The sequence below is a fragment of the Povalibacter uvarum genome (assembly GCF_014202975.1).
Classification (GTDB): Bacteria; Pseudomonadota; Gammaproteobacteria; order Steroidobacterales; family Steroidobacteraceae; genus Steroidobacter; species Steroidobacter uvarum.
Genome location: NZ_JACHHZ010000002.1, coordinates 801,703 through 827,604, shown reverse-complemented (window position 1 = coordinate 827,604; position 25,902 = coordinate 801,703). Strand labels below are relative to the sequence as shown.

The 25,902-nt window shown below is 63.2% G+C and carries 25 protein-coding genes; 17 read left to right on the top strand and 8 right to left on the bottom strand.

The features are described from left to right. Positions 1-313: 313 nt before the first annotated feature. The 6 genes from HNQ60_RS09915 to HNQ60_RS09890 all read right to left on the bottom strand — a co-directional run bounded on the left by HNQ60_RS09915 (position 314) and on the right by HNQ60_RS09890 (position 7,078). Positions 314-2,554, bottom strand: coding sequence for a DUF5916 domain-containing protein (locus HNQ60_RS09915; RefSeq protein WP_184331184.1), 2,241 nt, complete (start codon positions 2,552-2,554; stop codon positions 314-316). A 138-nt stretch (positions 2,555-2,692) separates the two neighbouring features. Beyond that, entirely contained in the window at positions 2,693-3,595 is a 903-nt protein-coding gene (locus HNQ60_RS09910; RefSeq protein WP_184331182.1) for a ParB/RepB/Spo0J family partition protein, read from the bottom strand. Positions 3,596-3,705: 110 nt separating this feature from the next. Beyond that, positions 3,706-4,509, bottom strand: a complete 804-nt coding sequence (locus HNQ60_RS09905; protein ID WP_184331180.1) for a ParA family protein — start codon at positions 4,507-4,509, stop codon at positions 3,706-3,708. 148 nt (positions 4,510-4,657) lie between these two features. After that, a complete protein-coding gene (rsmG, locus tag HNQ60_RS09900; RefSeq protein WP_184331178.1) occupies positions 4,658-5,293 on the bottom strand; it encodes a 16S rRNA (guanine(527)-N(7))-methyltransferase RsmG in 636 nt (211 codons plus the stop codon). Between the two features lie 76 nt (positions 5,294-5,369). After that, complete coding sequence (locus HNQ60_RS09895) at positions 5,370-6,365, bottom strand: oxidoreductase (protein ID WP_184331176.1); 996 nt, start codon at positions 6,363-6,365, stop codon at positions 5,370-5,372. 80 nt (positions 6,366-6,445) lie between these two features. Continuing rightward, the gene (locus HNQ60_RS09890; RefSeq protein WP_184331174.1) at positions 6,446-7,078 is read right to left on the bottom strand and encodes a c-type cytochrome; all 633 of its coding nucleotides are present in this window, start codon (positions 7,076-7,078) and stop codon (positions 6,446-6,448) included. Positions 7,079-7,370: 292 nt separating this feature from the next. On the opposite strand from HNQ60_RS09890, the gene rpoZ reads away from it, so the two are divergent. The 5 genes from rpoZ (at position 7,371) to ubiA (ending at position 13,807) form a co-directional block, all read left to right on the top strand. Further along, entirely contained in the window at positions 7,371-7,658 is a 288-nt protein-coding gene (gene rpoZ, locus HNQ60_RS09885) for a DNA-directed RNA polymerase subunit omega (protein ID WP_184331172.1), read from the top strand. Positions 7,659-7,762: 104 nt separating this feature from the next. After that, positions 7,763-9,922 carry a bifunctional GTP diphosphokinase/guanosine-3',5'-bis pyrophosphate 3'-pyrophosphohydrolase gene (spoT, locus tag HNQ60_RS09880; RefSeq protein WP_184331170.1) on the top strand — a complete coding sequence of 720 codons (2,160 nt, stop codon included), beginning with the start codon at positions 7,763-7,765 and terminating at the stop codon, positions 9,920-9,922. A 157-nt stretch (positions 9,923-10,079) separates the two neighbouring features. Then, complete coding sequence (locus HNQ60_RS09875; RefSeq protein WP_184331168.1) at positions 10,080-10,463, top strand: RidA family protein; 384 nt, start codon at positions 10,080-10,082, stop codon at positions 10,461-10,463. A gap of 128 nt (positions 10,464-10,591) precedes the next feature. After that, positions 10,592-12,697 (top strand): ATP-dependent DNA helicase RecG, encoded by a 2,106-nt coding sequence (gene recG, locus HNQ60_RS09870; RefSeq protein ID WP_184331166.1) that lies wholly within the window; start codon positions 10,592-10,594, stop codon positions 12,695-12,697. Between the two features lie 159 nt (positions 12,698-12,856). Then, positions 12,857-13,807, top strand: coding sequence for a 4-hydroxybenzoate octaprenyltransferase (gene ubiA, locus HNQ60_RS09865; protein ID WP_184331164.1), 951 nt, complete (start codon positions 12,857-12,859; stop codon positions 13,805-13,807). Positions 13,808-13,815: 8 nt separating this feature from the next. On the opposite strand, the gene HNQ60_RS09860 is transcribed toward ubiA, so the two are convergent. Then, positions 13,816-14,553, bottom strand: coding sequence for a ComF family protein (locus tag HNQ60_RS09860; protein ID WP_184331162.1), 738 nt, complete (start codon positions 14,551-14,553; stop codon positions 13,816-13,818). 190 nt (positions 14,554-14,743) lie between these two features. On the opposite strand from HNQ60_RS09860, the gene bioB reads away from it, so the two are divergent. The 8 genes from bioB to HNQ60_RS09825 all read left to right on the top strand — a co-directional run bounded on the left by bioB (position 14,744) and on the right by HNQ60_RS09825 (position 21,819). Further along, on the top strand, positions 14,744-15,715 hold the full coding sequence (gene bioB / locus HNQ60_RS09855) for a biotin synthase BioB (RefSeq protein WP_184331839.1): 972 nt from the start codon (positions 14,744-14,746) through the stop codon (positions 15,713-15,715). A 188-nt stretch (positions 15,716-15,903) separates the two neighbouring features. Continuing rightward, positions 15,904-16,785: a malonyl-ACP O-methyltransferase BioC gene (gene bioC / locus HNQ60_RS09850; RefSeq protein ID WP_184331160.1), complete on the top strand. Its 882-nt coding sequence runs from the start codon at positions 15,904-15,906 to the stop codon at positions 16,783-16,785. A 299-nt stretch (positions 16,786-17,084) separates the two neighbouring features. Beyond that, positions 17,085-17,618, top strand: a complete 534-nt coding sequence (locus HNQ60_RS09845) for a DUF2244 domain-containing protein (protein ID WP_184331158.1) — start codon at positions 17,085-17,087, stop codon at positions 17,616-17,618. 73 nt (positions 17,619-17,691) lie between these two features. Further along, positions 17,692-18,570, top strand: coding sequence for a cytochrome c oxidase subunit II (coxB, locus tag HNQ60_RS09840; RefSeq protein ID WP_184331157.1), 879 nt, complete (start codon positions 17,692-17,694; stop codon positions 18,568-18,570). 6 nt (positions 18,571-18,576) lie between these two features. Further along, positions 18,577-20,178 carry a cytochrome c oxidase subunit I gene (ctaD, locus tag HNQ60_RS09835; RefSeq protein ID WP_184331155.1) on the top strand — a complete coding sequence of 534 codons (1,602 nt, stop codon included), beginning with the start codon at positions 18,577-18,579 and terminating at the stop codon, positions 20,176-20,178. Positions 20,179-20,181: 3 nt separating this feature from the next. Next, a complete protein-coding gene (locus HNQ60_RS27855; RefSeq protein ID WP_281382706.1) occupies positions 20,182-20,307 on the top strand; it encodes a hypothetical protein in 126 nt (41 codons plus the stop codon). Between the two features lie 7 nt (positions 20,308-20,314). After that, positions 20,315-20,857, top strand: a complete 543-nt coding sequence (locus tag HNQ60_RS09830; RefSeq protein WP_221304115.1) for a cytochrome c oxidase assembly protein — start codon at positions 20,315-20,317, stop codon at positions 20,855-20,857. A 77-nt stretch (positions 20,858-20,934) separates the two neighbouring features. Next, complete coding sequence (locus HNQ60_RS09825; protein ID WP_184331153.1) at positions 20,935-21,819, top strand: cytochrome c oxidase subunit 3; 885 nt, start codon at positions 20,935-20,937, stop codon at positions 21,817-21,819. Between the two features lie 101 nt (positions 21,820-21,920). Here HNQ60_RS09825 and HNQ60_RS09820 read toward each other — a convergent pair whose 3' ends face one another. Beyond that, positions 21,921-22,133 (bottom strand): twin transmembrane helix small protein, encoded by a 213-nt coding sequence (locus HNQ60_RS09820; RefSeq protein WP_184331151.1) that lies wholly within the window; start codon positions 22,131-22,133, stop codon positions 21,921-21,923. A 48-nt stretch (positions 22,134-22,181) separates the two neighbouring features. Between HNQ60_RS09820 and HNQ60_RS09815 the strand changes: the two genes are divergently transcribed. From HNQ60_RS09815 to HNQ60_RS09800, 4 genes are all read left to right on the top strand, one after another. Further along, complete coding sequence (locus tag HNQ60_RS09815) at positions 22,182-22,925, top strand: SURF1 family protein (RefSeq protein WP_246433558.1); 744 nt, start codon at positions 22,182-22,184, stop codon at positions 22,923-22,925. Next, positions 22,903-23,544, top strand: coding sequence for an SCO family protein (locus tag HNQ60_RS09810; RefSeq protein WP_184331146.1), 642 nt, complete (start codon positions 22,903-22,905; stop codon positions 23,542-23,544). The genes HNQ60_RS09815 and HNQ60_RS09810 overlap by 23 nt, the downstream gene beginning before the upstream one ends. 335 nt (positions 23,545-23,879) lie before the next feature. Further along, positions 23,880-24,464: a hypothetical protein gene (locus tag HNQ60_RS09805; RefSeq protein WP_184331144.1), complete on the top strand. Its 585-nt coding sequence runs from the start codon at positions 23,880-23,882 to the stop codon at positions 24,462-24,464. A gap of 53 nt (positions 24,465-24,517) precedes the next feature. Continuing rightward, complete coding sequence (locus tag HNQ60_RS09800; RefSeq protein WP_184331142.1) at positions 24,518-25,873, top strand: c-type cytochrome; 1,356 nt, start codon at positions 24,518-24,520, stop codon at positions 25,871-25,873. Positions 25,874-25,902 lie beyond the last annotated feature (29 nt).

Sequence of the window (25,902 nt, the reverse complement as noted above, 5' to 3'; positions counted from 1 at the left end):
CTCTCTTCGGTCGCCTCGCGCCGCACGCCGTTACGATCAGCGGGCAACAAAAATGCCACTGCGAATGCCGGTATCCCGGCTACGTGTGGCATTTGAAAATTCTGCTGTTCCGGCGGGAGCGACAATCTGCCCCGCCCGGAAAAGGCGGCGGATTATACGCAGCGTTTTGCAGTGCTTCAAGAAAATGGAGGCGAGTCGGGATACGACAAAACACGGATGTTTCTGCCGCGAAGTGCGATCTGCGTAGCGGGCCGCTAAGACCCGGTTGCGGCAGGGAAAAAGGGCCGGGGCGCAACGCCAGCGCGCGCATTCCTTACAGGCGATAGCTGACCTTGATCAGGAATTGATCGGCATCGCGCAGGTCGCCCATGTCGTGGAAGAGATCGCGGATGCGGCGATCGTCATCGTTGGTCAGGCCAAATCCGCCACGTGCATAGACCAGGTACAGGTCGGACTGCGGCGCCAGCTCGTACCGATACCGGATCTGCAGTCCGAGGTTGTTCACGGTGAACGGCACGACGGCCGAATCGGCGGGGTTCGTGATCGGAGCCACGGCCTCGACAGCCAGCGGGGTTACGGGCCGAAGATCGCCATTGGCGTCGCTGCGCCACGCCTGACGGGGGTCGGCGTCGATTCCGATCCATTGCCAGCGGATGCGCAGCTCGTGTCGCGGGACCGGGATCCAGTCCAGGCGGAAATCGAAGTCGAGCCTGCGGCCCCGATACGTGCCGAACAGATTGCCCTCCTCCCACAGCAACCAGTCGTCCGTGTATTCGGGCAGGACATCGAGTCGCAGCGTCAGTTTGTCGGTCGGATACCAGACCGTGACGAACTGCATTCGCCCGGAGTAGTCCTCGACGCCCTGCTGAAACAGATACGCACCCACGATGTACTGCCAGTTGCCGATTCGCGGCGACGTGAAATCGGTATAGGCGCTGTAGCGCGTATCGATCTGGACCGGTCCATTGCCGCGCGAGATGAGGTCGTCGACTCCGTTCGGAATCACGCGCAGTTCTTCGTACGCGCGCCACTTGCTGTTGTAGATCACATCGCGCGAGAGCTGGAGGCGCGATTGCAGTCGCTCGCCGCCATCGTTCTCGCGATAGACGAGATACAGCCGCTGCGTTTCGCCGTTGATGCGACCGCCCGCCCGGCCTGTGACGCTGCGATTCGTATCCCACTCGGCCTGGCGCAGCGAGTTGCGTTCCATGTAGCCGAGATCGTTCAGATCGAAATCTTCGTCGATGTAGAGAAACCGCACCGTATGCGTGAGCGAAGAAGTGCGGTTGAGATCCGCCTGCACCCAGGCTTCATAGCCCGTCTCGCTCTCACCCGCGGTGGAAATATCCGAGCGGATGACCTGGCCCGCGATGCGCCACCAGTCGTTCGGCGTGAGGTCGTAGTCCACCGAGTTGATCGCCGCGTCCCGATCGATCAGCGGATGATCGGTCCACGTTCCGAGATAGCCGACGCGCTTGCCCTGGTCGAGCCATGCAAAGCGCGCGGCCGCGAACAGCCGGCCAATGTCTTCGTCGTACTCGTCTTCCTGCGCGACGAAGGCGCCGTATGCAAGCGAGCGACTCTTTCCGCTGAACTTGAGGGCGCCATCGATATCGGTGGAGCCCTCGACACCGTCGTCCGTCGGCCCGCCGACGCGTCGCGTATAGATGAGCTGGCCGTTGGCCGGCGTATTCAGCTCGAAGATGTCCTGGTTCTCGGTGAAGAACGGACGCTTGTCCGTGTACACGGTTTCAATCGCGGAGAAATCGACGACCAGCTCGTCGCTCTCGACCTGGCCGAAATCGGGATTGAGCGTCGCCGTGAGCCAGAGATTCTGCGAAGGCCGCCAGCTCAGATCCGCGCCCGCCTTGAGATCGACGTCATCCGTCAGGTTGTCGCGAATCGCGGTGGCGTACGGCGTGAAGTCGAGCGTTGCCGCCACTTTGAACTGCGCGATGTCGATCCGCTGAAAATCATTGAGGAATGCGGGTGTGAGATCCGCTGAGATGCCCGGGCACGCGTAGCGCTCGGTGCGATCGAAGAAGAACCGGCTGCCATACACGCCGATCGTTCGCGACTCTCCTTCGATCGGCCGCATGCTCACCGTGTCCCAGGGAATCAGAAGCTCGACGAACCACTGGTCGGGTGTCTCGCGCACCGCGTGAGTCCATCGCCCGTCCCAATCGCGATCGAAGCTGTTCTGGTTGGTGACGATGCCGTCGCGTACGCCGCCGCCCAGGCCCACGGAAAACTCGTACCCCGTCTGGCCGGTCGCGTCGAAGTCGACCAGCAGCGTGACGGAGTCCCCGGTGAGCGTTTCGGAGTCGCGCGGCGTGCGCGGTCTCACGCGCCGTTCGCTGGCGGGGTGATCTATCGTGAATGCCGCAGCCAGGCCTTCAGGCGTGGCGACGATGCGCAGATCGTTGGCGAAGCGGGGAATGTCGCGTGCGAAGGGTTCGGTGCGCAGCCAGCCGTTGCATTGCGCGGCCTGCTGCCATTCGGATTCATCGATGCGGCCGTCGACGACGATTTCGCCGTGGGCCGCAACCGTCATCGCTGTATACAGCGCGATCGAGCCGCAGAGAGTCCTTATTGTTCTTCGTGATGCACTCGCGGTGTCTGATGCTCGCGCGATGCGCATTTCCCCCGAGAGCCTCCTTGCAGGTGTGAAGTCTTGAGCCGCCGTCCGCGGTCAACGAATGTGCTCGATGATACCGTCGAGCTCATCGAGCGTGTGGTACGCGATCACGAGCTTTCCCTTGCCCGAACTCGAATGCTGGACCTGCACCTTGGCCCCGAGTTTTTCCGACAGATCGCTCTCCAGCTTGCGGATGTTCGGATCGACCCGCGGGGCCGGCGGCGCTTCGTTCGCAGCGCCCGTCACCATGCGGCGCACCAGCGCCTCGGTCTCGCGCACCGAAAGCTTCTTCTTCGCCACCATCGCGGCGACTTCAGCCTGCTGGCGCTTGTTCTCGAGGCCGAGCAATGCACGCGCGTGTCCCATTTCGAGCTCACCGCGTTCAACGAGCGCTTTGGCTTCGTCGCACAGATCGAGCAGGCGCAGCAGATTCGAAACGGCAGCGCGTGAACGACCGACCGCTTCCGCCGCCGTCGCATGAGTCATGTCGAACTCGGAGATGAGGCGTTCGAGCGCCCGCGCTTCTTCGAGCGGATTGAGATTCTCGCGCTGGATGTTCTCGATGAGCGCCATCGCAACGGCCGCTTCATCCGGCACGCGCCGCACGATCGACGGAATCTCATGCAGCCCGGCCAACTGCGCGGCACGCCAGCGGCGTTCGCCCGCGATGATCTCGTAACGCCGCGGCTGTCCCGCAACCGGCTCGCCGATCGGTCTCACGAGAATCGGCTGGATCAGTCCCTGAGCCTTGATCGAATCCGCCAGCTCCTGCAGCGTCTCCATGTGCATGTCGATGCGCGGCTGATACTTGCCTCGCTGAAGCAGATCGACGGGCAGTTTGACGAGCTCCTCGTCAGGACGCAGTTGCGCGACAGGCGCTTCGCTGGCCGCTGCGGGCGCGGGCTGACCGAGCAAGGCGCCGAGGCCGCGGCCAAGGCTGGGGCGTTTGGTGGACATACGTTAGAGGCTGGGAAGCGAGTAGCTGCGAGCAACGAGCCGGAGAACGAAAACAGGACACGAGAGCCTCTGGGTCATCGCTCGTCGCTCATCGCTCATCGGCTTCTCCCTCATGTCCCCACCGCCTCCACCGCCGGCGGCATCTCTTCGCCTTCGGAGCGGCGGATCATTTCGCCGGCCAGCGCGAGATAAGCGAGGGCGCCGCGGGATTCGCGATCGAAATAGAGCGCCGGCTTGCCGAAGCTCGGCGCTTCCGCGAGGCGCACGTTGCGCGGGATGATGGTGCGAAACACTTTGCCTTTGAAGTGCTCGATCAGCTGGGCCGAGACCTCGTTGGCGAGGTTGTTCCGCGGATCGAACATGGTGCGCAGGATGCCGTGAATCTCCAGCTGCGGATTCGGACCCGACCGGATCTGCTCGATCGTGTTCACGAGCGCCGTCAGACCTTCGAGTGCGTAGTACTCGCACTGCATGGGAATCAGCACGCCCTCGGCGGCGACGAGCGCATTCACCGTCAGCATGTTGAGCGCGGGCGGACAGTCGATCAGCACGACATCGAACTGATCGATCACGGGCTGCAGTGCATCGCGCAATCGCGACTCACAACCCGGCTTGCCCATCAGCTCGACTTCGGCCGCCACGAGATCCTGGTTCGCGGGCAGCAGCTTGAAGTCCGAATAATCCACCGACACCAGCGCTGAGGCGAGGTCGCTCTCACCGAGCAGCACATCTGTCGTCGTCTTCTGGACAGTGCGCTTGTCGACGCCGCATCCCATCGTTGCATTGCCCTGCGGATCGATATCGATCAGCAGCACGCGCCGCTTCGTCGCCTGCAGCGACGCAGCGAGATTCACGCTGGTCGTCGTCTTGCCGACGCCGCCTTTCTGATTGGTGATGGCGAGGATGCGGTGCATGAGAAATTGGCCGCTGGCTACTGGCAGCCGGCAATCGGCCAGAGAAGTATGTACGTGCGAGCCATCTGCAGTTTCTCGAATGGGGGCGCTGCCAAAGAATCTGCTGACTTTATTCTGGCCGGCTGCCAGTAGCCAGCGGCCAGCAGCCCTAAATCTTGTCGTGGCTGCGGCAGATTTCCACAAGATGCCGTTCTTCGTCCAGACCGGGCACTTCAAGTCGATGGACGGCCGCGAGTTTCCACCCGTTGGGCAATTTCTTGAGCTCGTCTTCAGGGTATCGCCCCTTCATCGCCAGCAGTCGCCCGCCGCCGACAATGAGGTGTCCGGTCCACTTGACGAACTGGTCCACGGGGCCTACGGCACGCGAGAGAACCGCGTCGAATCTCTCGTCGGGCTTGTAGCTTTCCGCGCGGGTGTGAACCGTGCGGATGTTGGCGAGTTCGAGCAACTGCGCCACATGATCGATGAACTTCAGTTTCTTCGCCGTCGAGTCGACGAGCGTGAAGTGCTTTTCGGGACACGCAATTGCGAGCGGAATCCCGGGAAATCCCGCTCCGGTGCCGATATCGCAGATTCGTTCGCCGCGCAGGAACGGCTGAACCGACAGGCTGTCGAGCAGATGCTTGGTGATCTGCGCGGGGCGCTCACGAATGGCGGTGAGATTCATGCGCTGATTCCAGTCGTCGAGCTCATCGAGCACGCGCAGCAACCGCGCGCCCTGGGATTCGCTCAGGGCGATGCCGAATTTCGCCGCGCCTTCGATGAGTGTAGTGACTGGATTCATGCGGTCAGGAAGAGAGTGAACGTTGCGCGCGAAGGTCGTTCCTCCGCGAGACGCGCCGCGGTTCAGTGCGGGCTGCTCATTCGCCGATCCGCACCACGACGCGACCGGTGACCTTGCCCTGGATGAAAGCATCGAAGGCGCCGGGCAACTGATCGAAATCAATCGTCGCCGACACGATGCGATCGAGATGACGGGGCTTCAGATCCGATGCCAGCCGCTGCCAGACGGCAAGCCGCAGCGCACGGGGCGTGAATACCGAATTGATCCCGAGCAGGTTCACGCCGCGCAAGATGAAAGGGAACACGGTCGACTTGAGCTCGCCGCTGCCCGCCATGCCGATGCTCGCGATGTTGCCCCAGAAATTCGTGGTGCGCGTCAGCCAGGCGAGCAGATCGCCGCCGACGTTGTCGATCGCACCTGCCCACTGCGCTTCTTCGAGGGGCCGCGATCCCAGGTTGATGGATTCGCGCAGGAGAACACGCGCAGCGCCCAGCGATCGCAGGTATTCCTCCGCGCTTGATTTGCCCGTCACCGCCACCGCGCGATAACCGCGACCCGCGAGCATGTCGATGGCGAGACTGCCGACGCCCCCGGTGGCGCCGGTCACGACGATCTCACCCTGGTCGGGTTGCTGACCGTTCTGTTCCATCCGGTGAATGCCGAGAGCAGCGGTGTAGCCGGCCGTTCCCAGTGCCATGCACTGCCACGCGTCGAGACCGGCAGGAATCGGTACGACCCATTCGCTCTTCACTCGCGCGAACTGCGCGTAGCCGCCATCGTGTGTTTCCGAGAGCCCGCAGCCGTTGACGAGAACCGGATCGCCTGGCTTGAACGCCGCATCGGTCGAACTCACGACGCGGCCGGCGAGGTCGATACCGCCTACGAGGGGATAACGACGCAGGATCTTGCCGGCGCCAGTCGCTGCGAGCGCGTCCTTGTAGTTGATCGTGGAATATTCGACTTTGACGACGACCTCGCCCGCGGCCAGATCATCGAGAGAAATGGTTTCGAGGCGCGGGGCGACCCGACCATTCTCCTGGTGGATGCGAAACGCGCGAAAGGAATGAGCCATGGTGACAGCCGCCGGAGTGACCAGTGCCGGGTGATCCGTGACGGGTAACGTTCGTCACCCGTCACCGGTCACAGGTCAGATCACTTCTTTTCGCACTTGCCGTGCTTGAGGATCTGGTCCGTGCCGCAGAGGCCGCCCTGCTGCGAGAAGAAGTGGGCGAGCGCTTCGAAATCCTTCTCATCCACCCCGGCGATGATGCCCGCCATGATCGGGTTCTTGCGCTTGCCGCTCTTGTAATCCTTGAGCGCCTGGACGATGTAGTCCGGATACTGGCCCGCGAGCGCCGGATATTCATCCGACAAAGCCTTCGCGCCGTTTGCCCCATGGCACTGAACACAGGTCTGAGTGGCTGCCGGCGGCGTGCCGACGACTTCGACTTCCGGGTTGACGCCTTCGGCGTGCAGATAGGCCGCGATGTCCGCGCGGTCCTGATCGTTGAGGGTCGTCGCCTGCGAGTGCATCGTAGCGTGCGGACGCGCGCCGTCGGCGTACTCCTTCAAAGCAGCTTCGATGTACTTCGCGTTCTGATTGCCGAGCTTCGGCACGCGGTAGCTGGGGAAGGCGTTCTTGTAGTTCGGAACGCCGTGGCAGCCGTGGCAGGTGTACGCCAGCTTCTTGCCGTTCTCTACATTGCCCTCGGCGTGAGCGCCGATGCTCGTGGCGATCGCGATTGCACCCAGGCCGAACGCCAGCAGGGTCGGTCGAAACTTCATTCCTCGTCTCCGCACTTTCTTGGCAAATTCTGCGCTGACGGCTCGAGGGCCAGTGAGTTACCGGTCAGCGGGGGGGCGCAATGGTAGCGGAAAGAAGTAGATAGCGGATAGCGGATGGCGGATGGGAAAGCCGAAGACCGCACCCGGACCCGAGCAGATCCGCGCCTTAAGCCCTTCCCCTAATTCTCCCCCCAACCGCCAACCGCTAACCGCTATCCGCTTCTTGCCGCTATACTTTCGCCGCGCCCGGGCATCCTGCCCCCGGCGCCACCCCGCCCGTTTCGAGGTTTTCATGGCTCGTATCACTGTCGAAGACTGTCTGCAGAACGTTCCCAACCTGTTCCAGCTGGTCATGGTTGCCGCCAAGCGGTCCCGCAAGCTCGCCAATGGGGCGGAGCCGACGGTCGACGTCGAAAACGACAAGATGACGGTCGTGGCCCTGCGGGAAATCGCCGCCGGCCATATCGGCCCGGAAATCCTGGAAGAGGTCGAGCAGCGTCCTGCTCCGGAAATGATGCCCGACGCCGACATGATGATGTCCGGCGAAATCCGCGCCCCCCACCTCGGCCTGGGGGACTGATCGGAGAAGCGGTTAGCGGGTAGCGGGTAGCGGTTGGCAAGAAGTGAGGGGTGTGCTCTCCTCTGTACTAACCGTTAACCGCCAACCGCCAACCGCTTCCCCCCATGGATTACGCGTCTTCCATTCTGGGTCTGCTGCCGACCGGAAGACGTTCGATTGGCGTCACGCAGCTTCTCAACAAACTCGAAACCTACCTGCCGCCCGCGCAGGTCGACCGCGTCCGCGACGCGTATGAATTCGGTGCGCAGGCCCATCACGGCCAGAAGCGCCTGAGCGGCGAGCCCTACATCGCCCACCCAGTGGCGGTCGCTGACATCCTTGCCGACCTGCATCTCGATGCGCAGACGATCGTCGCCGCCATCCTGCATGACGTCATTGAAGACACCGCAACCGCGAAGGAAGAGATCGCCGAACGCTTCGGAGCGGAGGTCGCGGAGCTGGTCGATGGCGTTTCGAAACTGGACCAGATCCAGTTCCGCAGCCGCGCCGAGGCGCAGGCTGAGTCCTTCCGCAAGATGCTGCTCGCCATGGTGCGCGATATCCGCGTCGTCATGGTCAAGCTCGCGGACCGCACGCACAACATGCGCACGCTCGGCGCGATGCCGCCGGCGAAACGACGCACGATCGCCCGTGAAACGCTCGAGATCTACGCACCGATTGCGAACCGCCTCGGCATTCATTCGGTGAAATCGGAGCTCGAGGACCTCGGCTTCAAGTCGCTGTACCCGGGTCGCTATCGCATCATCGAACGCGCGCTGAAAAAGGCGCGCGGGAACCAGAAGCAGTTCGTCGGCAAGATCGCCGACAACCTGCGAGGCGGCCTGCAGAAGGCAGGCATCAAAGGCCGCGTGGAAGGCCGCGAGAAGCACCTCTACAGCGTCTATCAGAAGATGCGTCGCAAGCGCGCGCCGCTCAATTCGATCGTCGACGTGTTCGGCTTCCGCATCGTCGTCGACAGCGTCGACACCTGCTATCGCGCGCTCGGCCTGGTGCATGGCCTGTATCGACCGATGCCCGGCCGCTTCAAGGATTACATCGCGATCCCGCGCATCAACGGTTACCAGTCGCTGCACACGACCTTGTTCGGCCCGAACGGCATGCCCATCGAAGTGCAGATCCGGACCGAGGAAATGCACAGCGTCGCGGAGGCGGGCATCGCTGCGCACTGGCAATACAAGAGCGGCGAAGACCAGGGCCGCGCGTATCGCGATCGCGCGAGCGAGTGGCTGCAGCAGCTCATGGAGATGCAGCACGGCGGCAACTCCGAAGAGTTCATGGAGAGCGTCAAGGTCGACCTCTTCCCCGACAAGGTCTACGTGTTCACGCCACGCGGCGAGATCCGTCGCCTGCCGCGCAACGCCACCGCGGTCGACTTCGCCTACAGCGTGCACACCGACATCGGCAATCATTGCGTCGCTGCGAAGATCGATCGTCGTCTGGTGCCACTGCGCACGCCGCTGCGCAACGGTCAGACGGTCGAGATCATCACCGCGAAGGGCGCGACTCCGAATCCGGCGTGGGTGAACTTCGTCGTGACCGCGAAGGCGCGTGCGGCCATCCGTCACTACCTCAAGGGGCTGAAGCACTCCGAGGCGGTCGAGCTCGGCAAGCGGCTCCTCAACCAGGCGCTCAGCGATCTTGCGCTGGCACTGAAGAAGATTCCGGAGGAGCGCATCCAGGCCGCGGCCTCTGAGCTCAATCTCAAGAGCGCGGAAGAATTGTTCGAGCGCATCGGCCTCGGCGAACGTCTCGCGCCGCTGGTTGCGCGCAGGCTCATGCCCGCCGATGCCCAGGCGCCCGCTGAGCCGGTGCCGCAATCGGGTCCTCTGGCGATTGCAGGCACTGAAGGCATGGTCGTCACGTACGCCCGCTGCTGCTTCCCGATCCCGAACGATCCGATCATGGCGTACCTGTCGAGCGGTCGCGGCGTCGTGATCCATCGCGAGGTCTGCGGCAACCTGCACAACTACCGCAAGCAGCCGGACAAATGGCTGTCGGTCGCGTGGCAACCAAACCTCGATCGCCTCTTCAACGTCGAGATCCGCATCGATGTCACCAATCGCATGGGCGCGCTCGCGGCGATCGCCTCCAACATCGCATCGACGGATACGAATATCGAACACGTCGCGGTCGATGAGCGCGATGGCGACGCATCGACCCTGATCTTCGATCTGCAGGTGCGCAACCGGAAGCAGCTCGCGACGGTGATCAAGAATCTCCGGAAGATGCCGGAGGTGATGAGGGTTACGCGGGTGCTTGCGTGAAAAGAGAGCTGGTAGCGGCGAGCTGCGAGCGATGAGCCAGAGAAGCCGGACGCCCCGCTGACTAGGCAGGACGCGCGCACCGCAGGACAATGCAGCCCGTCCGCTTCTGGCTCACCGCTCGCAGCTCATCGCTCACCGCTTCTTCGAGGTCTTTCTCATGCCCCGCACCATCATCTCCACGCCCGACGCTCCCGCGGCTGTCGGTACTTACTCGCAAGCCGTCAAAGTTGGCGGCACCGTCTACGTTTCCGGACAGATTCCGCTCGATCCCAAGACGGGCCAGCTGGTCACGACCTCGATGGATGCGCAGATCCGCCGCGTCTTCGACAATCTCAAGGCGATCATCACCGCCTCGGGCGGCACGTTCGCGAACGTCACGAAGCTCAACGTCTTCCTGACCGACCTTTCCCACTTCGCGCTGCTGAACCAGATCATGGCCGAGTATTTCAAAGAGCCGTATCCCGCTCGCGCCGCCATCCAGGTCGCAGCACTGCCAAAAGGTGCCGCCGTCGAGATGGACTGCGTGGTCGAGCTGGAGTGAATGAAGGAGGCACGAGGCTTGAGGCGCGAGGCTCGAGCCAGAAGGACCGCATTTGCTGCAGGGAACTCTGGCTCGAGTCTCGCGCCTCGAGCCTCATGCCTGTTTAAACTCGCCACGGACGGCGATTCATGAGCACTGCCATTTCCTCCAAGCCTGCCGCTGCCGCGGAGCTTCGTCCCGTCACCGCACTGCGCGGTGTCGGCGATGCGCTTGCGCAGAAGCTCCAGAAGCTCGGTATCAGCACCGTGCAGGACCTTCTTTTCCTCCTGCCGCTGCGGTACGAGGATCGGACGCGCGTCGTGCCCATCGGGTCGCTGCAGTTTGGCGACCGGGCAGTGGTCGAAGGCGACGTCCAGCTGACCGAGATTTCCTTTCGCGGACGGCGCCAGCTGCTTTGCCGGATCAGCGACGGCTCCGGCTCGATGACGCTCAGGTTCTTTTACTTCTCGTCAGCTCAGCAGCAAGGTCTCGCACGGGGTACGCGCATTCGCTGCTTCGGAGAGATTCGCCGCGGGTTGGGCGGATTCGAAATCGTGCATCCCGAATACCGGCGCGTCGCTGCGACGGACGCGAACGCGGTCGAGTCCGCGCTCACACCGATCTATCCGCTGACCGAAGGAGTCCAGCAGGGACGGCTTCGACAGCTCACTTCACAAGCGCTGCTCGAAGTGGCGAATGAAACGATCCGCGACTGGTTGCCGCAGACGACTCTGCGGGAGCTGGATCTGCCGTCGCTGCGGGATGCACTCGACTACGTGCACCGTCCGCCGCCCGATGCGAGTCTCGAGCTGCTTTCGACGTATCGTCATCCAGCACAGCGCAGGCTCGCGTTCGAGGAACTGCTCGCACATCACCTGAGCCTGCGGCTGCTGCGACGCGAGGTGCAGCGCGATCCGGGCTGGGCCTTCGAGCCACAGGGAACGCTGTTGCAGAAGTTCGTCGACTCGCTGCCTTTCAAACTCACGGGTGCGCAGCAGCGCGCATGGCGGGAGATCGATCGCGACCTGAATCAGCCGAGCCCGATGCTGCGCCTCGTGCAAGGGGACGTCGGCAGCGGCAAGACTGTTGTCGCTGCGCTCGCGGCGGTTCGCGCCGTCGAGTCAGGATTCCAGGCAGCCGTGATGGCACCGACCGAACTGCTCGCTGAACAGCATGGGCGCAACTTTGCCGCATGGCTCGCACCTCTCGGTCTCGATATCGCGATGCTGACGGGCAAGCGAACGGGTCCGGCACGAACGCGTGCGTTGGCTGACATCGCCACGGGCGATGCAAAGATCGTCATCGGGACGCACGCCCTGTTCCAGGAGCAGGTCGAGTTCCGGCGGCTTGGTCTTGCTATCGTCGACGAGCAGCATCGCTTCGGCGTTCACCAGCGGCTGCTGTTACGGGAGAAGGGCGCCGCATCGGGACGCTTTCCTCATCAGCTCATCATGACCGCGACACCGATCCCGCGGACGCTGGCGATGACGGCGTACGCGGATCTCGATGTTTCGGTGATCGATGAGCTCCCGCCCGGACGAACGCCGGTGAAAACCGTCGCGCTCACCGAAAGCCGGCGCGATGAAGTCGTGCTGCGCATCCGCGATGCCTGCCGCCAGAAGCGCCAGGCGTACTGGGTTTGCCCGCTGGTCGAGGAATCGGAGCAGCTCGAAGCGCAGGCAGCGGAAGAAACCGCACGCGTGCTCGCCGAAGCGCTGTCGGAGCTGCGCGTCGGCCTCGTGCACGGACGAATGACGCCTCGCGACAAGGACGCGGTGATGAGCGAATTCAAGGCGGGCCGCATCGACCTGCTCGTCGCTACCACCGTCATCGAAGTCGGCGTTGACGTTCCGAACGCCAGCCTGATGGTGATCGAGAACGCCGAACGCATGGGCCTCGCGCAGCTCCACCAGCTGCGCGGACGTGTCGGCAGAGGTTCGGCAGAAAGCAACTGCGTGCTGCTGTATCGTCCGCCGCTGACGGAAGTCGCCCGCGAACGCCTGAGCGTCATGCGTGCGACCAACGACGGCTTCGAGATCTCGCGCCGTGATCTCGAACTGCGCGGGCCCGGCGAACTGCTGGGCACGCGGCAGACCGGCCTCGTCCAGATGCGCGTCGCCGATCTGATGCGCGACGCCGACCTCCTGCCGAAGGTGCAGGAGACAGCGGAATTGATGCTGACGTCGAATGAGGCGAACATAGCGCCGCTGCTGCGGCGCTGGACGGGACGCGGGGAGCAGTTTGGGAAGGTATGACGAGGGGCTGCGAGCTATGAGCCAGAATGCGCGGAGGTGGGCAATGAGCGACGAGCTGCGAGCGACTAGCCGGAATGCATCGACGCGACGTGGCAAGCATCTCTGTGCTCTCTTCAACTCTGGCTCGCAGCTCACAGCTCGCAGCTCATAGCTTCCCCCATGTCCTCCTCCCCTCCCGATTTCGGTTCCCGCGTTCGCTGGCTCGGCCACCGGATAGGGTCGACGATTCTTTTCGCGGAAGTACTTCCGGCCGCCGGCCTGCGAGCCAAGGCGTATGCGCGCCTGCTGCGACTCGACAAGCCGATCGGCATCTGGCTGCTGCTGTGGCCGGTGCTGTGGGCGTTGTGGCTTTCGTCCGCCGGCAAACCCGATCCGCATGTGTTCCTGGTGTTCGTGCTCGGCACCGTGCTCACTCGTTCCGCGGGCTGCGCGATCAACGACTACGCCGATCGGAATTTCGATGGGCACGTGCAACGCACGCGCGATCGGCCGCTCGTGACGGGCCAGCTGGATCCGCTCGAAGCGCTCGCGCTTTGCTTCAGCCTCGGCCTGATCGCAATCGGTCTGGTGCTGACGCTCGATCAGCTGACGCAGAAGATGGCGCTGGTCGGTGCCGCGCTTCTGGTGACTTACCCGTTCATGAAGCGTTTCTTCCCCCTGCCGCAGTTCTATCTGGGCGCGGCATTCACGTGGTCGGTGCCCATGGCGTACGCCGCTCACACGGGGACTACGCCGCGGATGGCGTGGCTGCTGTTCATCGCCGGGCTGCTGTGGACGATGGCGTACGACACGATGTACGCGATGGTCGACCGCGAAGATGATCGCAAGCTCGGCATTCGCTCCAGTGCGCTGCTGTTCGGCGATGCCGACCGGTTCATCATCGGCGTGATGCAGCTCATGACGCTCTACGCGTTGTGGCTCGCCGGTCGCGAGCTCGAGCTGAGCCTGTGGTACGGGCTGGGGCTCGCGGTGGCGGCGATCTTTGCGTTGTATCAGCAGTACCTGATCCGCGAGCGCAAGCCGGAGGATTGTTTCAAGGCGTTCCTCAATAACAATTACTTCGGGATGTCGATCTTTATCGGGATCGCCTTGGAGTACACGTTCAGATAGGAACGCGGTCATCCCCCTGCTCTCGCGGCCGCCCAGACCTCGACCCGCCTCGCACCCGCTCGCTTCAGCACCCTTGCCAGTTCGTTGACGGTGCTTCCGGTCGTCACTACGTCGTCGATGATGGCGATGTGATGAGCGGGCAGCTTGCCCGTCAGTGCAAATGCGCCTCGCACGTTCTTGCGACGCGCGCTCTTCTTCAGACCCGCCTGTTCCGTCGTCTCCCGTGTGCGAACGACCAGGTCGCAGCGCAAGGGCACTTGCAGGCGTTTCTCGAGCGATCTTCCGAGTTCAATGGCCTGGTTGTAGCCGCGCCTGCGATAGCGACCCTGAGCCAGCGGCACCGGCACCATCAATGACGGAAGCGGTTCGTTGCGCCCCTGGCTCACGTGCAAAGCCAGCAGTTCCCCCAGCACGCGGCCGTTCGCCACCGCGCCACCGTACTTGAGCCCTCGCACGAGGTGATCGACGGGATAGGCGTATCGCAGAACGCAGCGGGCGGCATCAAAACGCGGCGGATGCCGCAGACACTGGCCGCATGTCAGCTGCAACCCGACTGAACCCGTGAGAGCGTCGGCGCAGCGCGCGCAGGCTGGTTCGTTCATCGGCAGTTCGCTGCGGCAGGCAGCGCAGAGATCGAGCTGCGACGACTCGACGACACCACTGCACAGCAGGCAGCCGGATGGCCAGACGGCCTGAATGAAGGGCGTGAGCCGGCGTCGCCACGAATCCCATGTTACGTCGACCATTTTTCCTTTCCTTGGTTGACAGCGAATCGGCGCACTGGAAATACTCCCGCCGCCGACTTTGCCGAGGCGTGGCGCCTCAGCGGCGAAACATTCCTGCCTGGCTGCTGGAGAAACGGACGTGACGACTGCCCTGCCCGCGCTCGACCTGGATCGTCCCCTGGACCTGAATCGTCCCATCGACTTGAATCATCTGGGCGTCGTGCGCACCGATTGGCGACTCGACGAAGTCCGGGCGCTGTTCGATCTGCCGTTCGCCGACCTGATGTTCCATGCGCAGCGCGTGCATCGCGCGAACTTCGATCCGAACCGTGTGCAAGTCAGCACGCTGCTGTCCATCAAGACCGGCGCCTGCCCCGAAGACTGTGCTTACTGCTCGCAGAGCATCCGCTTCGAAACCGGCCTCAGGTCCGAGCCGCTGATGGATCTCGAAGAGGTGCTCGAGAAGGCGCGGACCGCCCGCGCCAATGGCGCGACGCGCTTCTGCATGGGAGCGGCGTATCGCAGCCCGAAGCCCAAGCAGCTCGCGCAGATCATCGAAATGGTCAAGGGCGTGCGTGAGCTCGGCATGGAGACCTGCGTGACGCTCGGCATGCTGACGACGGAGCAGGCGCGCGAACTGAAGGACGCGGGGCTCGACTACTACAACCACAATCTCGATACGTCTGAGTCGTACTACAAACAGATCATCACGACACGCACGTACCAGGATCGACTGGATACGCTGCAGGCGGTGCGCGATGCCGGCATCAATGTGTGCTGCGGCGGCATTCTTGGCATGGGCGAGTCCGAGCTCGATCGGGTGCAACTCCTGCACACGCTGGCGACACTTCCAGAGCATCCGGAAAGCGTGCCGATCAACCAGCTGGTGCAGGTGCCGGGCACGCCGATGTACGGCGCGAAGAAAGTGGACGCGCTCGAGTTCGTGCGCGCAATCGCTGTCGCCCGCCTGCTGATGCCGCGCTCGTACGTGCGCCTGTCGGCCGGCCGATCGGAGATGAGCGACGAGACCCAGGCGCTGTGCTTCCTCGCCGGCGCGAATTCGATCTTCTACGGCGACAAGCTGCTGACGACGCAGAACCCGGACGAGAATCATGATCTGGCGCTGTTCGGGCGGCTGGGAATCGTGCGGGAGGCAGCGCACGCGACTGCGTGCTCGCAGTGATCAGGTAATCTCACCGGGCCTTGCGCCTCGTCTTGCTCTGGGTCCCGCTTCAGCGGGACGTAACGCCGCAGGCGTGCTTCGCATGACGTCCGGCTGAAACCGAACCCACAGGAAAGCCACAGCATTGAGACAGGGCTGCACTGCTTCTGGCTAGCCAGCTAGCCAGCCACCCAGCTAGCCTGCTCTCCATGCCCTCCGTCGACGAATTCTTCCTCGATCCCCGTGCCGTGCGCCGCGCCTTCGATGCCGCGGCCAAGACCTTCGATGCCGCTGCGGTCGTGCATGCGGAGATCCGTTCGCGACTGATCGAGCGCCTCGACGTCGTGCGTCTTGATCCCTCCGTCGTGCTCGACCTGGGCGCCGCGACGGGGCAGGGCAGTCGCGCGCTCAAGGATCGCTACCCGCGCGCGCGAGTGGTTGCTGTCGATCTCTCGACGGCGATGCTGCGGGAAGCGCGCAAGAAGCAGCGCCTGTTTCGGCGGTTCCAGCGCGTGGCAGCCGACGCCGCGCGACTGCCGCTGGCGCGCGAATCGGCCGATCTCGTCTTCAGCAACCTGATGCTGCAGTGGTGCAATGACCCCGATGCGATTTTCAGGGAATCCCGCCGCGTGCTCCGGCCGAACGGCTTGCTGACCTTCGCGAGCCTCGGACCGGACTCCTTACGCGAGCTGCGCGGTGCGTGGGCCGCAGTCGACGAGCGCACACATGTTCACCGCTTCATCGACATGCACGATCTCGGCGACGCGCTCGTGCGCACGGGATTCGCCGAGCCCGTCATGGACACCGAACGACTGACGATTACTTACTCGAACGTCGAGACACTCTTCGGCGAACTTCGCCGCACCGGGTCGACGAACCAGGCGCAGGGGCGGCCCCGGCATCTCACGGGGCGCTCCGCTGGTCAGCGGCTTCGGGAGGCCTGCGATCGCGCGCTGGTAGAGAACGTTCTGCCCGTGACGCTGGAGATCGTGTATGGCCACGCCTGGGCGGGGCAGACGCGGCGAGGCGGGGCGAGCGATCGCGGGGAGACCCGGGTCCCGGTGACCAGCATCGGACGGCGAGGGCCATAGTCAGATTTATTTGAACAATAAGCCGGTTTCTGATTATCGACACTGAGCTAGTAGTCAGGTTTATTTAATCTTCACTGCGCATCGGGAGCAACCTGGCGTGATCTCCCCGCAAGGTCGAATTGCCATCCCGGGCAACTGCCCCGCCGAATCGACTCGAGCCTCCGGGCACGACCAGGCATCCCGCCTCGCCAACTGCCGAAAACTCCTTTCCCATCCGGGATTTGTGCGTTGCGCCCCTGAGGGTTGGCGACTAGCATAGCGGCCCCGTTCCGCTGGCCGCCGCTCGCACCCCACCCACGATGAATCCCGGCATCGCCTTGGGGCCCCAGTTGAGCCCACCTTCGCCTGGCATCGCCGGGGATGAGGTGCGCCGGTTCGTGTTGTCGCCTCGTTGCTCGCTCACGCCCCGGACGGCGCGGATCTTCATCGCATCGATCGCTGCCAGCACCTTCGGCGTCGCGGCTCTTTTCGCTGTGCAGGGCTACTGGCCCGTCCTCCCGTTCGCCGGACTCGAGATTGGCCTGCTGACCTGGGCGGTCCGCGCCTCGATGCGCAAGGGGCAGGAGCGCGAAACCATCACGATCAGTGAAGAATCCGTCGTAATCCAGCGGCACGGCGGGCAATCCGAGCAGCACTCGGTATTTCCTCGTCATTGGTCGAAGGTTAAACTCCACGCCCCGCCGACGGCGCTGCATCCAAGTCGACTCATTCTTGAGTCGCACGGCCGCGTCTGCGAAGTGGGCAGGTTTCTCACAGAAGACGAGCGTCGCAGTCTCGCGGTCCGTCTCAAGCAACTGGTGGGGAATGTGAATGAGTCGCCCGCGCTCAGGTGAAACTGGGCTGTGGGGCGTAATCGCGGGCGAATCGCATCGCCCACAGAAAGAAGCAATGGGAGCATTGGCGACAATGTCGAAGATTCTGAAATACGCCGCGGCCAGCGTCGCAGCCAGTGTCATGGCGTGTTTGCCGGTAGGAGCTGCGCTCGCGGCCTGGGACCTCAACATGCCCGTCGGCGTCACGGAGCTGAGCCGCGACATCCACGGGCTGCACATGCTGATCTTCTGGATCTGCGTGATCATCGCGTTCGCGGTCTTCGGCATGATGATCTACTCGATCGTCAAATTCCGGCACTCGCAGGGCGCGGTCCCGGCCAAGTTCGATCACAGCACCCGGGCGGAGATCGTCTGGACGATCATTCCCGTCGCGATCCTCGTCGGCATGGCGATTCCCGCCGCCGAAACGCTGATCCGCATCGAAGACACGCGCAACTCCGAGCTCACCATCAAGGTGACCGGCTATCAGTGGAAGTGGCAGTACGAGTACCTCGATCAGAAGGTCAGCTTCTTCTCCACGCTCGCTCGCGACAGCGACGCTGCCCGCCAGCTCGATTCGGGCATCGATCCGCAGACCGTCGAGCACTACCTGCTCAACGTCGACAAGCCACTCGTCGTCCCGGAGGACACGAAGGTCCGCGTGCTGCTCACGTCGGCTGACGTGATCCATGCGTGGTGGGTGCCTGCCTTCGGCATGAAGAAGGACGCGATCCCGGGCTTCGTGAATGAACTGTGGTTCAACGCCGAAGAGCCGGGCATCTATCGCGGCCAGTGCGCCGAACTGTGCGGCCGCGACCACGGCTTCATGCCGGTCGTCGTGGACGTGAGACCGAAGGCCGAATACGAAGCATGGCTGAAGGCACAGCAGGGCGGCGAAAGCGCGCCGGCCCAGGCCGCAGTCGAGAAGATCAATGATGGCGCGGCGACTGAAGTCGTTGCGAAGGCGGAGTAAGAGTTCATGGCACACACGCACGAAGCTGCTCATCACGCAGACGACCACTCTCACGACCACCACGGCCCGGAGAAGGGCTGGCGCCGCTGGGTCTACGCGACGAATCACAAGGACATCGGGACGATGTACCTGGTGTTCAGCCTGATCATGTTCTTCGTCGGCGGAACGATGGCGCTGGTCATCCGCGCCGAGCTGTTCCAGCCGGGCCTGCAGCTCGTCGATCCGATGTTCTTCAACTCGATGACGACGATGCACGCGCTGGTCATGATCTTCGGCGCCGTGATGCCGGCGTTCGTCGGTCTGGCGAACTGGATGGTGCCGCTGCAGATCGGCGCGCCGGACATGGCGCTGCCGCGCATGAACAACTTCAGCTTCTGGATCATGCCGTTCGCATTCACGCTGCTGCTCTCGACGCTGTTCGTCCCGGGCGGCGCACCGGCAGGCGGCTGGACGATGTATCCGCCGCTGGTCCTGCAGAACGGCACGTCATTCCCGATGCTGATCTTCGCCGTCCACCTGATGGGTGCCTCGTCGATCATGGGCGCGATCAACGTGGTCGTGACGATCATGAACATGCGCGCACCTGGCATGTCGCTGCTGAAGATGCCGCTCTTCGTGTGGAGCTGGCTGATCACTGCGTACCTGCTGGTCGCCGTGATGCCGGTGCTCGCGGGCGCCGTGACGATGCTGCTCACGGATCACTACTTCGGCACGACGTTCTTCGAAGCAGCCGGCGGCGGCGATCCCGTGATGTTCCAGCACATCTTCTGGTTCTTCGGGCATCCCGAGGTCTACATCATGATCCTGCCGGCGTTCGGCGTGGTCTCGGAGATCATCCCGACGTTCTCGCGCAAGCCGCTGTTCGGCTATGACGCGATGGTGTACGCGACCGCCTCGATCGCCTTCCTGTCGTTCATCGTGTGGGCGCACCACATGTTCACGGTCGGCATGCCGCTCGCCGGCCAGCTGTTCTTCATGCTGGCGACGATGCTGATCGCCGTGCCGACGGGCGTGAAGGTGTTCAACTGGACCGCGACCATGTTCAAGGGCTCGATCAGCTTCGAACCGCCGATGCTGTTCGCGCTGTCCTTCCTGTTCCTGTTCACGATCGGCGGCTTCTCGGGCCTGATGCTCGCGATCGTGCCGGCCGACTTCCAGTATCACGACACGTACTTCGTCGTGGCGCACTTCCACTACGTCCTCGTGCCGGGCGCGATTTTCGGCATCATGGCCGCCGTGTACTACTGGCTGCCGAAGTGGACCGGCCACATGTACAACAACAAGCTCGCCACGTGGCACTTCTGGCTCTCGACGATCTTCGTGAACGTGCTGTTCTTCCCGCAGCACTTCCTGGGTCTCGCGGGCATGCCGCGTCGTATTCCGGATTACTCGACGCAGTTCGCCGACTGGAACATGGTCTCCTCGATCGGCGCGTTCGGCTTCGGTCTCTCGCAGCTGCTGTTCGCCTACATCGTGTGGCAGACCGCGCGTGGCGGCGTGAAGGCATCGGCCAAGGTGTGGGACACCGCGACGCCGCATGGCCTCGAGTGGACGCTGAGCTCGCCGCCGCCGTATCACAGCTTCGAAGTCGCGCCGGAAGTGAAGTAGTCCATGGCCGTGGAGATCAACGAAGCCGATCGCAAGCGCGGCATCCGCAGGACAGCCCTGTGGACGTCGCTGCTGGCGCTCGCGTTCTACGCAGGATTCATTCTGCTGGGTGTGCTGAACTCGAGATGAGAAGCACGTGACCACGATCAGGCAACAGAACCGCAAGCTCACGCGCAACCTGTGGATCTTCGCCGCAGGCAGCTTCGCGTTCGGGTTCGCGCTGGTGCCGTTGTATCGCGTGCTCTGCGACGTCACGGGCTATGGTGATCGCACGAAGCTCGCCAAAGCGGCCGAGGTCATCGAAGCGCCGGTGGAGAATCGCGAGGTCACCGTCGAGTTCGTCTCGGCGGCGCCTACATACGGCGAATGGGAATTCCGACCGGAGGCGGGCAGCCTGAAAGTGCAGCCGGGCCGGCTGTACGAGGCGAAGTTCCACGCGAAGAATCTGCGATCGAAGGAAGTGACCGCACTCGCGGTGCCGAGCGTGGCGCCGCTGCAGGCGACGCAGTACTTCCACAAGACCGAATGTTTCTGCTTCACGCCGCAGCACTTTGGCGGCGATGAGGAGCGCGACATGACCGTACGTTTCATCGTCGACCCGAAGCTGCCGACAAACATCGATCGCGTGACACTCGCGTACTCGATGTACGACGCGCCGGCGAAGGTCGCCGCGAACTGATTTTTTCTGCTGGCGGCTGATAGCTGCCGGCCAGCGGCTTTTGCAAATGACTGGCTAACCGAGAACCGACAACGACTATGGCTCACGCACAAACTTCACACGCGCCGTCGGACAAATACTACGTTCCCCACAGCAGCCCGTGGCCGATCGTCGGATCCGTATCGCTGTTCACGACGGTCGTCGGCGTCGCGCTCTGGCTGAACCACGTCAACGCCGGACCCTGGGTCTTCGCCCTTGGACTTGCGATGGTGGTCTTCATGTTCGTCCGCTGGTTCGGCGACGTGATCCGGGAGAGCGAGAGCCGCCTCTACAACGAGGCCGTCGACCGCTCCTTCCGCATGGGGATGATGTGGTTCATCTTCTCCGAAGTGATGTTCTTCGCCGCCTTCTTCGGCGCGCTCTTCTATGCCCGGCAGTTCTCGATTCCCTGGCTGGGCGGCGAGGGCGTGAAGGTTTTCACGAACCTGCTCTTGTGGAAGGACTATGAGAATGCGTGGCCGAGCAACGGTCCGGCGGACGTCGGCGGTGACTTCGAAGTCATCCCGGCTTTCGGTCTTCCCGCTATCAACACCGCGATCCTGCTGCTGTCGGGCGTCACGATCACGATCGCGCACCACGCGCTGAAAGCCGGCAACCGCAAGGTCCTGAACATCTTCCTTGCGGCGACCTTCCTGCTCGGCTTCCTGTTCATCGTGCTGCAGGCCGAGGAATACATGCACGCGTACCACGAGCTCAACCTGACGCTCGGCAGCGGCGTGTACGGCTCGACGTTCTTCATGCTGACCGGCTTCCACGGTTTCCACGTGACCGTCGGCGCCATCATGCTGACGGTCATCTGGTTCCGCTGCCTGAAGGGCCACTTCACTCCGACCCACCACTTCGCGTTCGAAGGCGTGGCGTGGTACTGGCACTTCGTGGACGTGGTGTGGCTAATTCTGTTCGTGTTTGTTTACTGGCTCTGATGAGCCGGTGATGAGGTGATCGGGTGATCAGGAGATCTCGCAAGAGCGACTGCCTTGCTGGATCACCGGATCACTCGATCATCGGTTCACATCGCCTCGGCCTACCGGCCAATGCCATGCGGCTGAATCAGCCCATTCGCCCAGGCGATCAGCAGCAGGATGAACAGACCGACCGACAGCGCGACACGGATCGTCAGCGCCTTCACCATTTTTTTCGAATCGCCCTTGTCGGTCATCATGTGATACATGGCCGAGCCCAGGCTGAAGACGATGCCGATCAGGCAGACGAGCACTAAGATCTTGAAAATGGGCATGACAGTCGGCGGTACGGCCTGAAGAAGGGCCCGAAGTATATCGTGCGCATGCGCATCGGCAGCCGGCGTTTCTCTCCGACGATCTTCGCGACCCTGCTGACGCTCGCAGGAATCGGGGCCTTCAGCTGGCTTGGGTTCTGGCAGCTCGGTCGAGCAGCGGAGAAGCGCGGACTCATCGCCCAGTACGAAGCGGGCGCCCACGCCACGGTGGATCTCGACGCTGCGAATGCAGCGACGCTCGCCCAGTATCAGCACGTGCGACTGAAGGGCCGCTACGACGATGGGCATCAGATTCTGCTCGACAACATGCCGTCGCGGCATGGGCGACCAGGCTATCGCGTTGCGACGCCGATCGAGCTGTCGTCAGGCGGCTGGATACTGATCGACCGGGGTTGGCGTGAGCCTGGAGTTACGCGCAGCGAGATTCCCGACATCAGCGTTGATACCGCGGAGCGCACGATCGCGGGTCGAATCGATTCGCTGCCGCGAGCCGGCATGGCGCTCGGCGAAGCACCGACCGACGCCTCCGCGCCTTGGCCGCGAGTGATGAACTTCCCAACGGCGCAGGCCGCGCAGCAGGCGCTGAACCGTCCGCTCTTGCCAGGACTAGTGCTGCTCGATCCGGATCAGCCCGACGGCTACGAGCGCAGTACCGAAGTGCGACTACCGTTCGGACCCGAGCGGCACATCGCCTACGCAGTCCAGTGGTTCGCGTTCGCGGCCGCCGCCCTGGTGATTTACGTGATTCTCAGTTTGCGAAGGAAAGACGATGACCGAGTCCAAGGCTCCTGAATCCGCGGTCGATCCGGCACGGCGACGTCCACGCAGCCAGGCGTGGATCCTCGTGGGCGTGTTCTTCGGACCCTTGCTGCTCGCGTTCGCCCTCTACTACGGCGGTCACTATCTCGGCCTGAACTGGCGACCTGCCGGCTCTACGAACCGCGGCGATCTCATTCACCCCGCGCGCCCGCTGCCGCAAGTCGAACTCGAGACGACCGACGGCAAGAAGCTCGACACGCAGGGCCTGCACGGCAAATGGAATCTCGTGTACGTCGGCGACGGCCAATGCGATGCGCGCTGCCGCGAAGCGCTTGTCCTCATGCGTCAGACGCGCCTCGCGCTCAACGACGACATGACGCGGGTGCAGCGAGTTTTCCTGGCGACGGCCAACTGCTGCGACGATCAATATCTAGGCACCGAGCACGTGGGCCTCATCACTGCGAAGGCCGAGGGCGCTGCAGGGCAGCAAATGCTCGCGAGCTTCCCCGACGGTGCTGCAACTGCGACAACGGGCCGCATCTACATCGTCGATCCGCTGGGAAACCTGATGATGAGTTATGACCCCCAGGCGCCCCGGAAGGGCCTGCTGGAAGACCTCAAGAAGCTGCTGAAGCTGTCCCACATCGGTTAATCCGTAGCGGTTTTCCGCTATCCGCCGCCGCCCGGCCTGGGCGGCGGCAGCGCTTTGCCGCGCTTCCCAAGCAAAAATCCCTGTGCGACACTCGGATCGACTTCGCCGTGGACGACTCAACCGTGGCGTTGTCAACGAGGGATTGGCAGGGTTGCTGCAGTGAATATCCTTCCGGATCGCACTGCCGCATCGTCTTCCGACAGATCCGTCTGACATCCCCCGCTGCCCCGCGCGACCGTGCATTGTGCGCTGCGTCATGGGCAGACAAGGCATTGGGAACGATCGACGAGGTAGTGCTTGCTGAGCCGCTGAACAATTACTAGCCGGGGGATGCCATGAAGTGCCTGTACTTTCTGTCGCCGAGCCTGTCCTGCACGCAGGACGTTTCCGATGATCTGCACCAGGTGGGAGTGAGCGACTTTTACCTGCACGTCATCAGTCGCGACGAATCGGGGCTCAAGAAGCAGCACATCCACTCGAGCAACTATCTCGAAACGCTCGACGTCGTCCGCGACGGCTTCATCGGCGCCGCGCTGGGCTTCATCGTCGGCCTCATCGGTATCGGCCTTCTCATGTATTTCCGTCCGTTCGGCGCCGACGTACAGGTGCCGACCTTCGTCTACGTCATTCTGGTCGGTGCCGCGACGCTCTTCGGCGCCTGGGAGGGCGGCCTGACGGGCATTGCGACAGAGAACAAAAAGCTCACGCGATTCCATGACGATATTGCGGGCGGGAAGTATCTCGTCCTCGTCTACGTGCGCAAGCATCAGGAAGAGGTGGTGCGCAGGATGATGAAGGAGCGTCACCCGGACGCGGAGCTCGTCGCCGTCGACTCGCACTTCATCAATCCCTTCAGCAAGGTCGCACGCGTCGCGGAACCTGCACAGGCGCAGCCACAGGTCAAATCCACGACGGTTTAGCGAAATCCCCGGTTGGTCCTCGCCCGGACTGGCTCACAGAAGAGGGATGAAACATGGCGATTGCGATAGCGCTGATCCTGTTGGTCATCGGCACGGTTCTCTTTCACTTCCTGAGTCCGTGGTGGTTCACCCCCATCGCCTCCAACTGGCAGATGATGGACGACACGGTGCACGTCACCTTCTGGGTGACAGGCATCGTGTTCGTCGCGGTGAACCTGTTCCTGGCGTACGCAGTCATTCGTTACCGCCATCGCGCAGGCGGTGAGAAAGCGCACTACGAGCCTGAGAACAAAAAGCTCGAATGGTGGCTCACGATCGTGACGTCGGTCGGCATCGCGGCGATGCTCGCGCCGGGGCTGTCAGTGTGGGCGAAGTTCGTGACCGTCCCCGACGAAGCTGCTGAGGTCGAAGTGCTCGGCCAGCAATGGAACTGGAGCTATCGACTCCCGGGTAAGGATGAAGCACTCGGCAAGACCGATATCCGGTTCGTCAGCATCGACAATCCCTTCGGCATGGATCCGGGCGACCAGGCCGGTCAGGACGACGTGCTCGTCGCGAGTCCGGAACTGCACCTGCCGCTCGACAAGCCCGTGAAAATGCTCCTGCGGTCGAAGGACGTGAACCATCAGTTCGCGGTACCGCAGTTCCGCGTGAAGATGGACGTCGTCCCGGGAATGGTTACTTACTTCTGGCTCACGCCGACCCGCACGGGTTCTTTCGACGCGCTGTGCGAACAGCTCTGCGGCATGGCGCACTTCGCCATGCGCGGACGCGTCGTCGTCGATGAGCAGAAGGACTACGACACCTGGCTCGCGGCGCAGCCGACCTTCTCGAAGACTCAGGCCGAGCTCACTGGCAACGCCGAAACCGGCAAGACGCTGTTCGCGACTTGCACGACGTGCCATGGGGCACAGGCCGAAGGCAATCGTGAGCTCAACGCGCCGAAGCTGAGCGGGCAGGGCAAGTGGTACCTCGCCCAGCAATTGCGCGATTTCCGCAACGGCGTTCGCGGCACCCACGAGAACGACATCTACGGCAAGCAGATGGCGCCGTTTGCCGCAATGCTGGCCGACGACACTGCGATCCGCGATGTCGTCGAGTACATCGCATCGCTCGAGGAAGCGCGCCCGCCCGCCAGCGTGCTCGGCGATCCCGAGCGCGGCAAGACTCTGTATGCGACGTGCGCGAACTGTCACGGCACGCAAGGGCAGGGCATCTGGGCCACGAACGCACCCCGGCTCGCGAACATGAGCGACTGGTACATGCAGCGGCAGATGCAGAACTTCCGCGAAGGTATTCGCGGCAAGCATCCGCAGGATTTCCGCGGCGCCCAGATGGCATCGATGGCGAAGGTGCTCGCCGACGAGAAAGCCATCAGTGACGTCCTCGACTACGTTCATACGCTTTGAGAAGCAAGCTAGCCTGCTAGCGGGCTGGC

Coding starts and splice junctions, on each gene's coding strand:
- HNQ60_RS09915 (WP_184331184.1), bottom strand. CDS start 2,554: ATGACGGTTGCGGCCCACGGCGAAATCGTCGTCGACGGCCGCATCGAT.
- HNQ60_RS09910 (WP_184331182.1), bottom strand. CDS start 3,595: ATGTCCACCAAACGCCCCAGCCTTGGCCGCGGCCTCGGCGCCTTGCTC.
- HNQ60_RS09905 (WP_184331180.1), bottom strand. CDS start 4,509: ATGCACCGCATCCTCGCCATCACCAATCAGAAAGGCGGCGTCGGCAAG.
- rsmG (WP_184331178.1), bottom strand. CDS start 5,293: ATGAATCCAGTCACTACACTCATCGAAGGCGCGGCGAAATTCGGCATC.
- HNQ60_RS09895 (WP_184331176.1), bottom strand. CDS start 6,365: ATGGCTCATTCCTTTCGCGCGTTTCGCATCCACCAGGAGAATGGTCGG.
- HNQ60_RS09890 (WP_184331174.1), bottom strand. CDS start 7,078: ATGAAGTTTCGACCGACCCTGCTGGCGTTCGGCCTGGGTGCAATCGCG.
- rpoZ (WP_184331172.1), top strand. CDS start 7,371: ATGGCTCGTATCACTGTCGAAGACTGTCTGCAGAACGTTCCCAACCTG.
- spoT (WP_184331170.1), top strand. CDS start 7,763: ATGGATTACGCGTCTTCCATTCTGGGTCTGCTGCCGACCGGAAGACGT.
- HNQ60_RS09875 (WP_184331168.1), top strand. CDS start 10,080: ATGCCCCGCACCATCATCTCCACGCCCGACGCTCCCGCGGCTGTCGGT.
- recG (WP_184331166.1), top strand. CDS start 10,592: ATGAGCACTGCCATTTCCTCCAAGCCTGCCGCTGCCGCGGAGCTTCGT.
- ubiA (WP_184331164.1), top strand. CDS start 12,857: ATGTCCTCCTCCCCTCCCGATTTCGGTTCCCGCGTTCGCTGGCTCGGC.
- HNQ60_RS09860 (WP_184331162.1), bottom strand. CDS start 14,553: ATGGTCGACGTAACATGGGATTCGTGGCGACGCCGGCTCACGCCCTTC.
- bioC (WP_184331160.1), top strand. CDS start 15,904: ATGCCCTCCGTCGACGAATTCTTCCTCGATCCCCGTGCCGTGCGCCGC.
- HNQ60_RS09845 (WP_184331158.1), top strand. CDS start 17,085: ATGAATCCCGGCATCGCCTTGGGGCCCCAGTTGAGCCCACCTTCGCCT.
- coxB (WP_184331157.1), top strand. CDS start 17,692: ATGTCGAAGATTCTGAAATACGCCGCGGCCAGCGTCGCAGCCAGTGTC.
- ctaD (WP_184331155.1), top strand. CDS start 18,577: ATGGCACACACGCACGAAGCTGCTCATCACGCAGACGACCACTCTCAC.
- HNQ60_RS27855 (WP_281382706.1), top strand. CDS start 20,182: ATGGCCGTGGAGATCAACGAAGCCGATCGCAAGCGCGGCATCCGCAGG.
- HNQ60_RS09825 (WP_184331153.1), top strand. CDS start 20,935: ATGGCTCACGCACAAACTTCACACGCGCCGTCGGACAAATACTACGTT.
- HNQ60_RS09820 (WP_184331151.1), bottom strand. CDS start 22,133: ATGCCCATTTTCAAGATCTTAGTGCTCGTCTGCCTGATCGGCATCGTC.
- HNQ60_RS09815 (WP_246433558.1), top strand. CDS start 22,182: ATGCGCATCGGCAGCCGGCGTTTCTCTCCGACGATCTTCGCGACCCTG.
- HNQ60_RS09810 (WP_184331146.1), top strand. CDS start 22,903: ATGACCGAGTCCAAGGCTCCTGAATCCGCGGTCGATCCGGCACGGCGA.
- HNQ60_RS09805 (WP_184331144.1), top strand. CDS start 23,880: ATGAAGTGCCTGTACTTTCTGTCGCCGAGCCTGTCCTGCACGCAGGAC.
- HNQ60_RS09800 (WP_184331142.1), top strand. CDS start 24,518: ATGGCGATTGCGATAGCGCTGATCCTGTTGGTCATCGGCACGGTTCTC.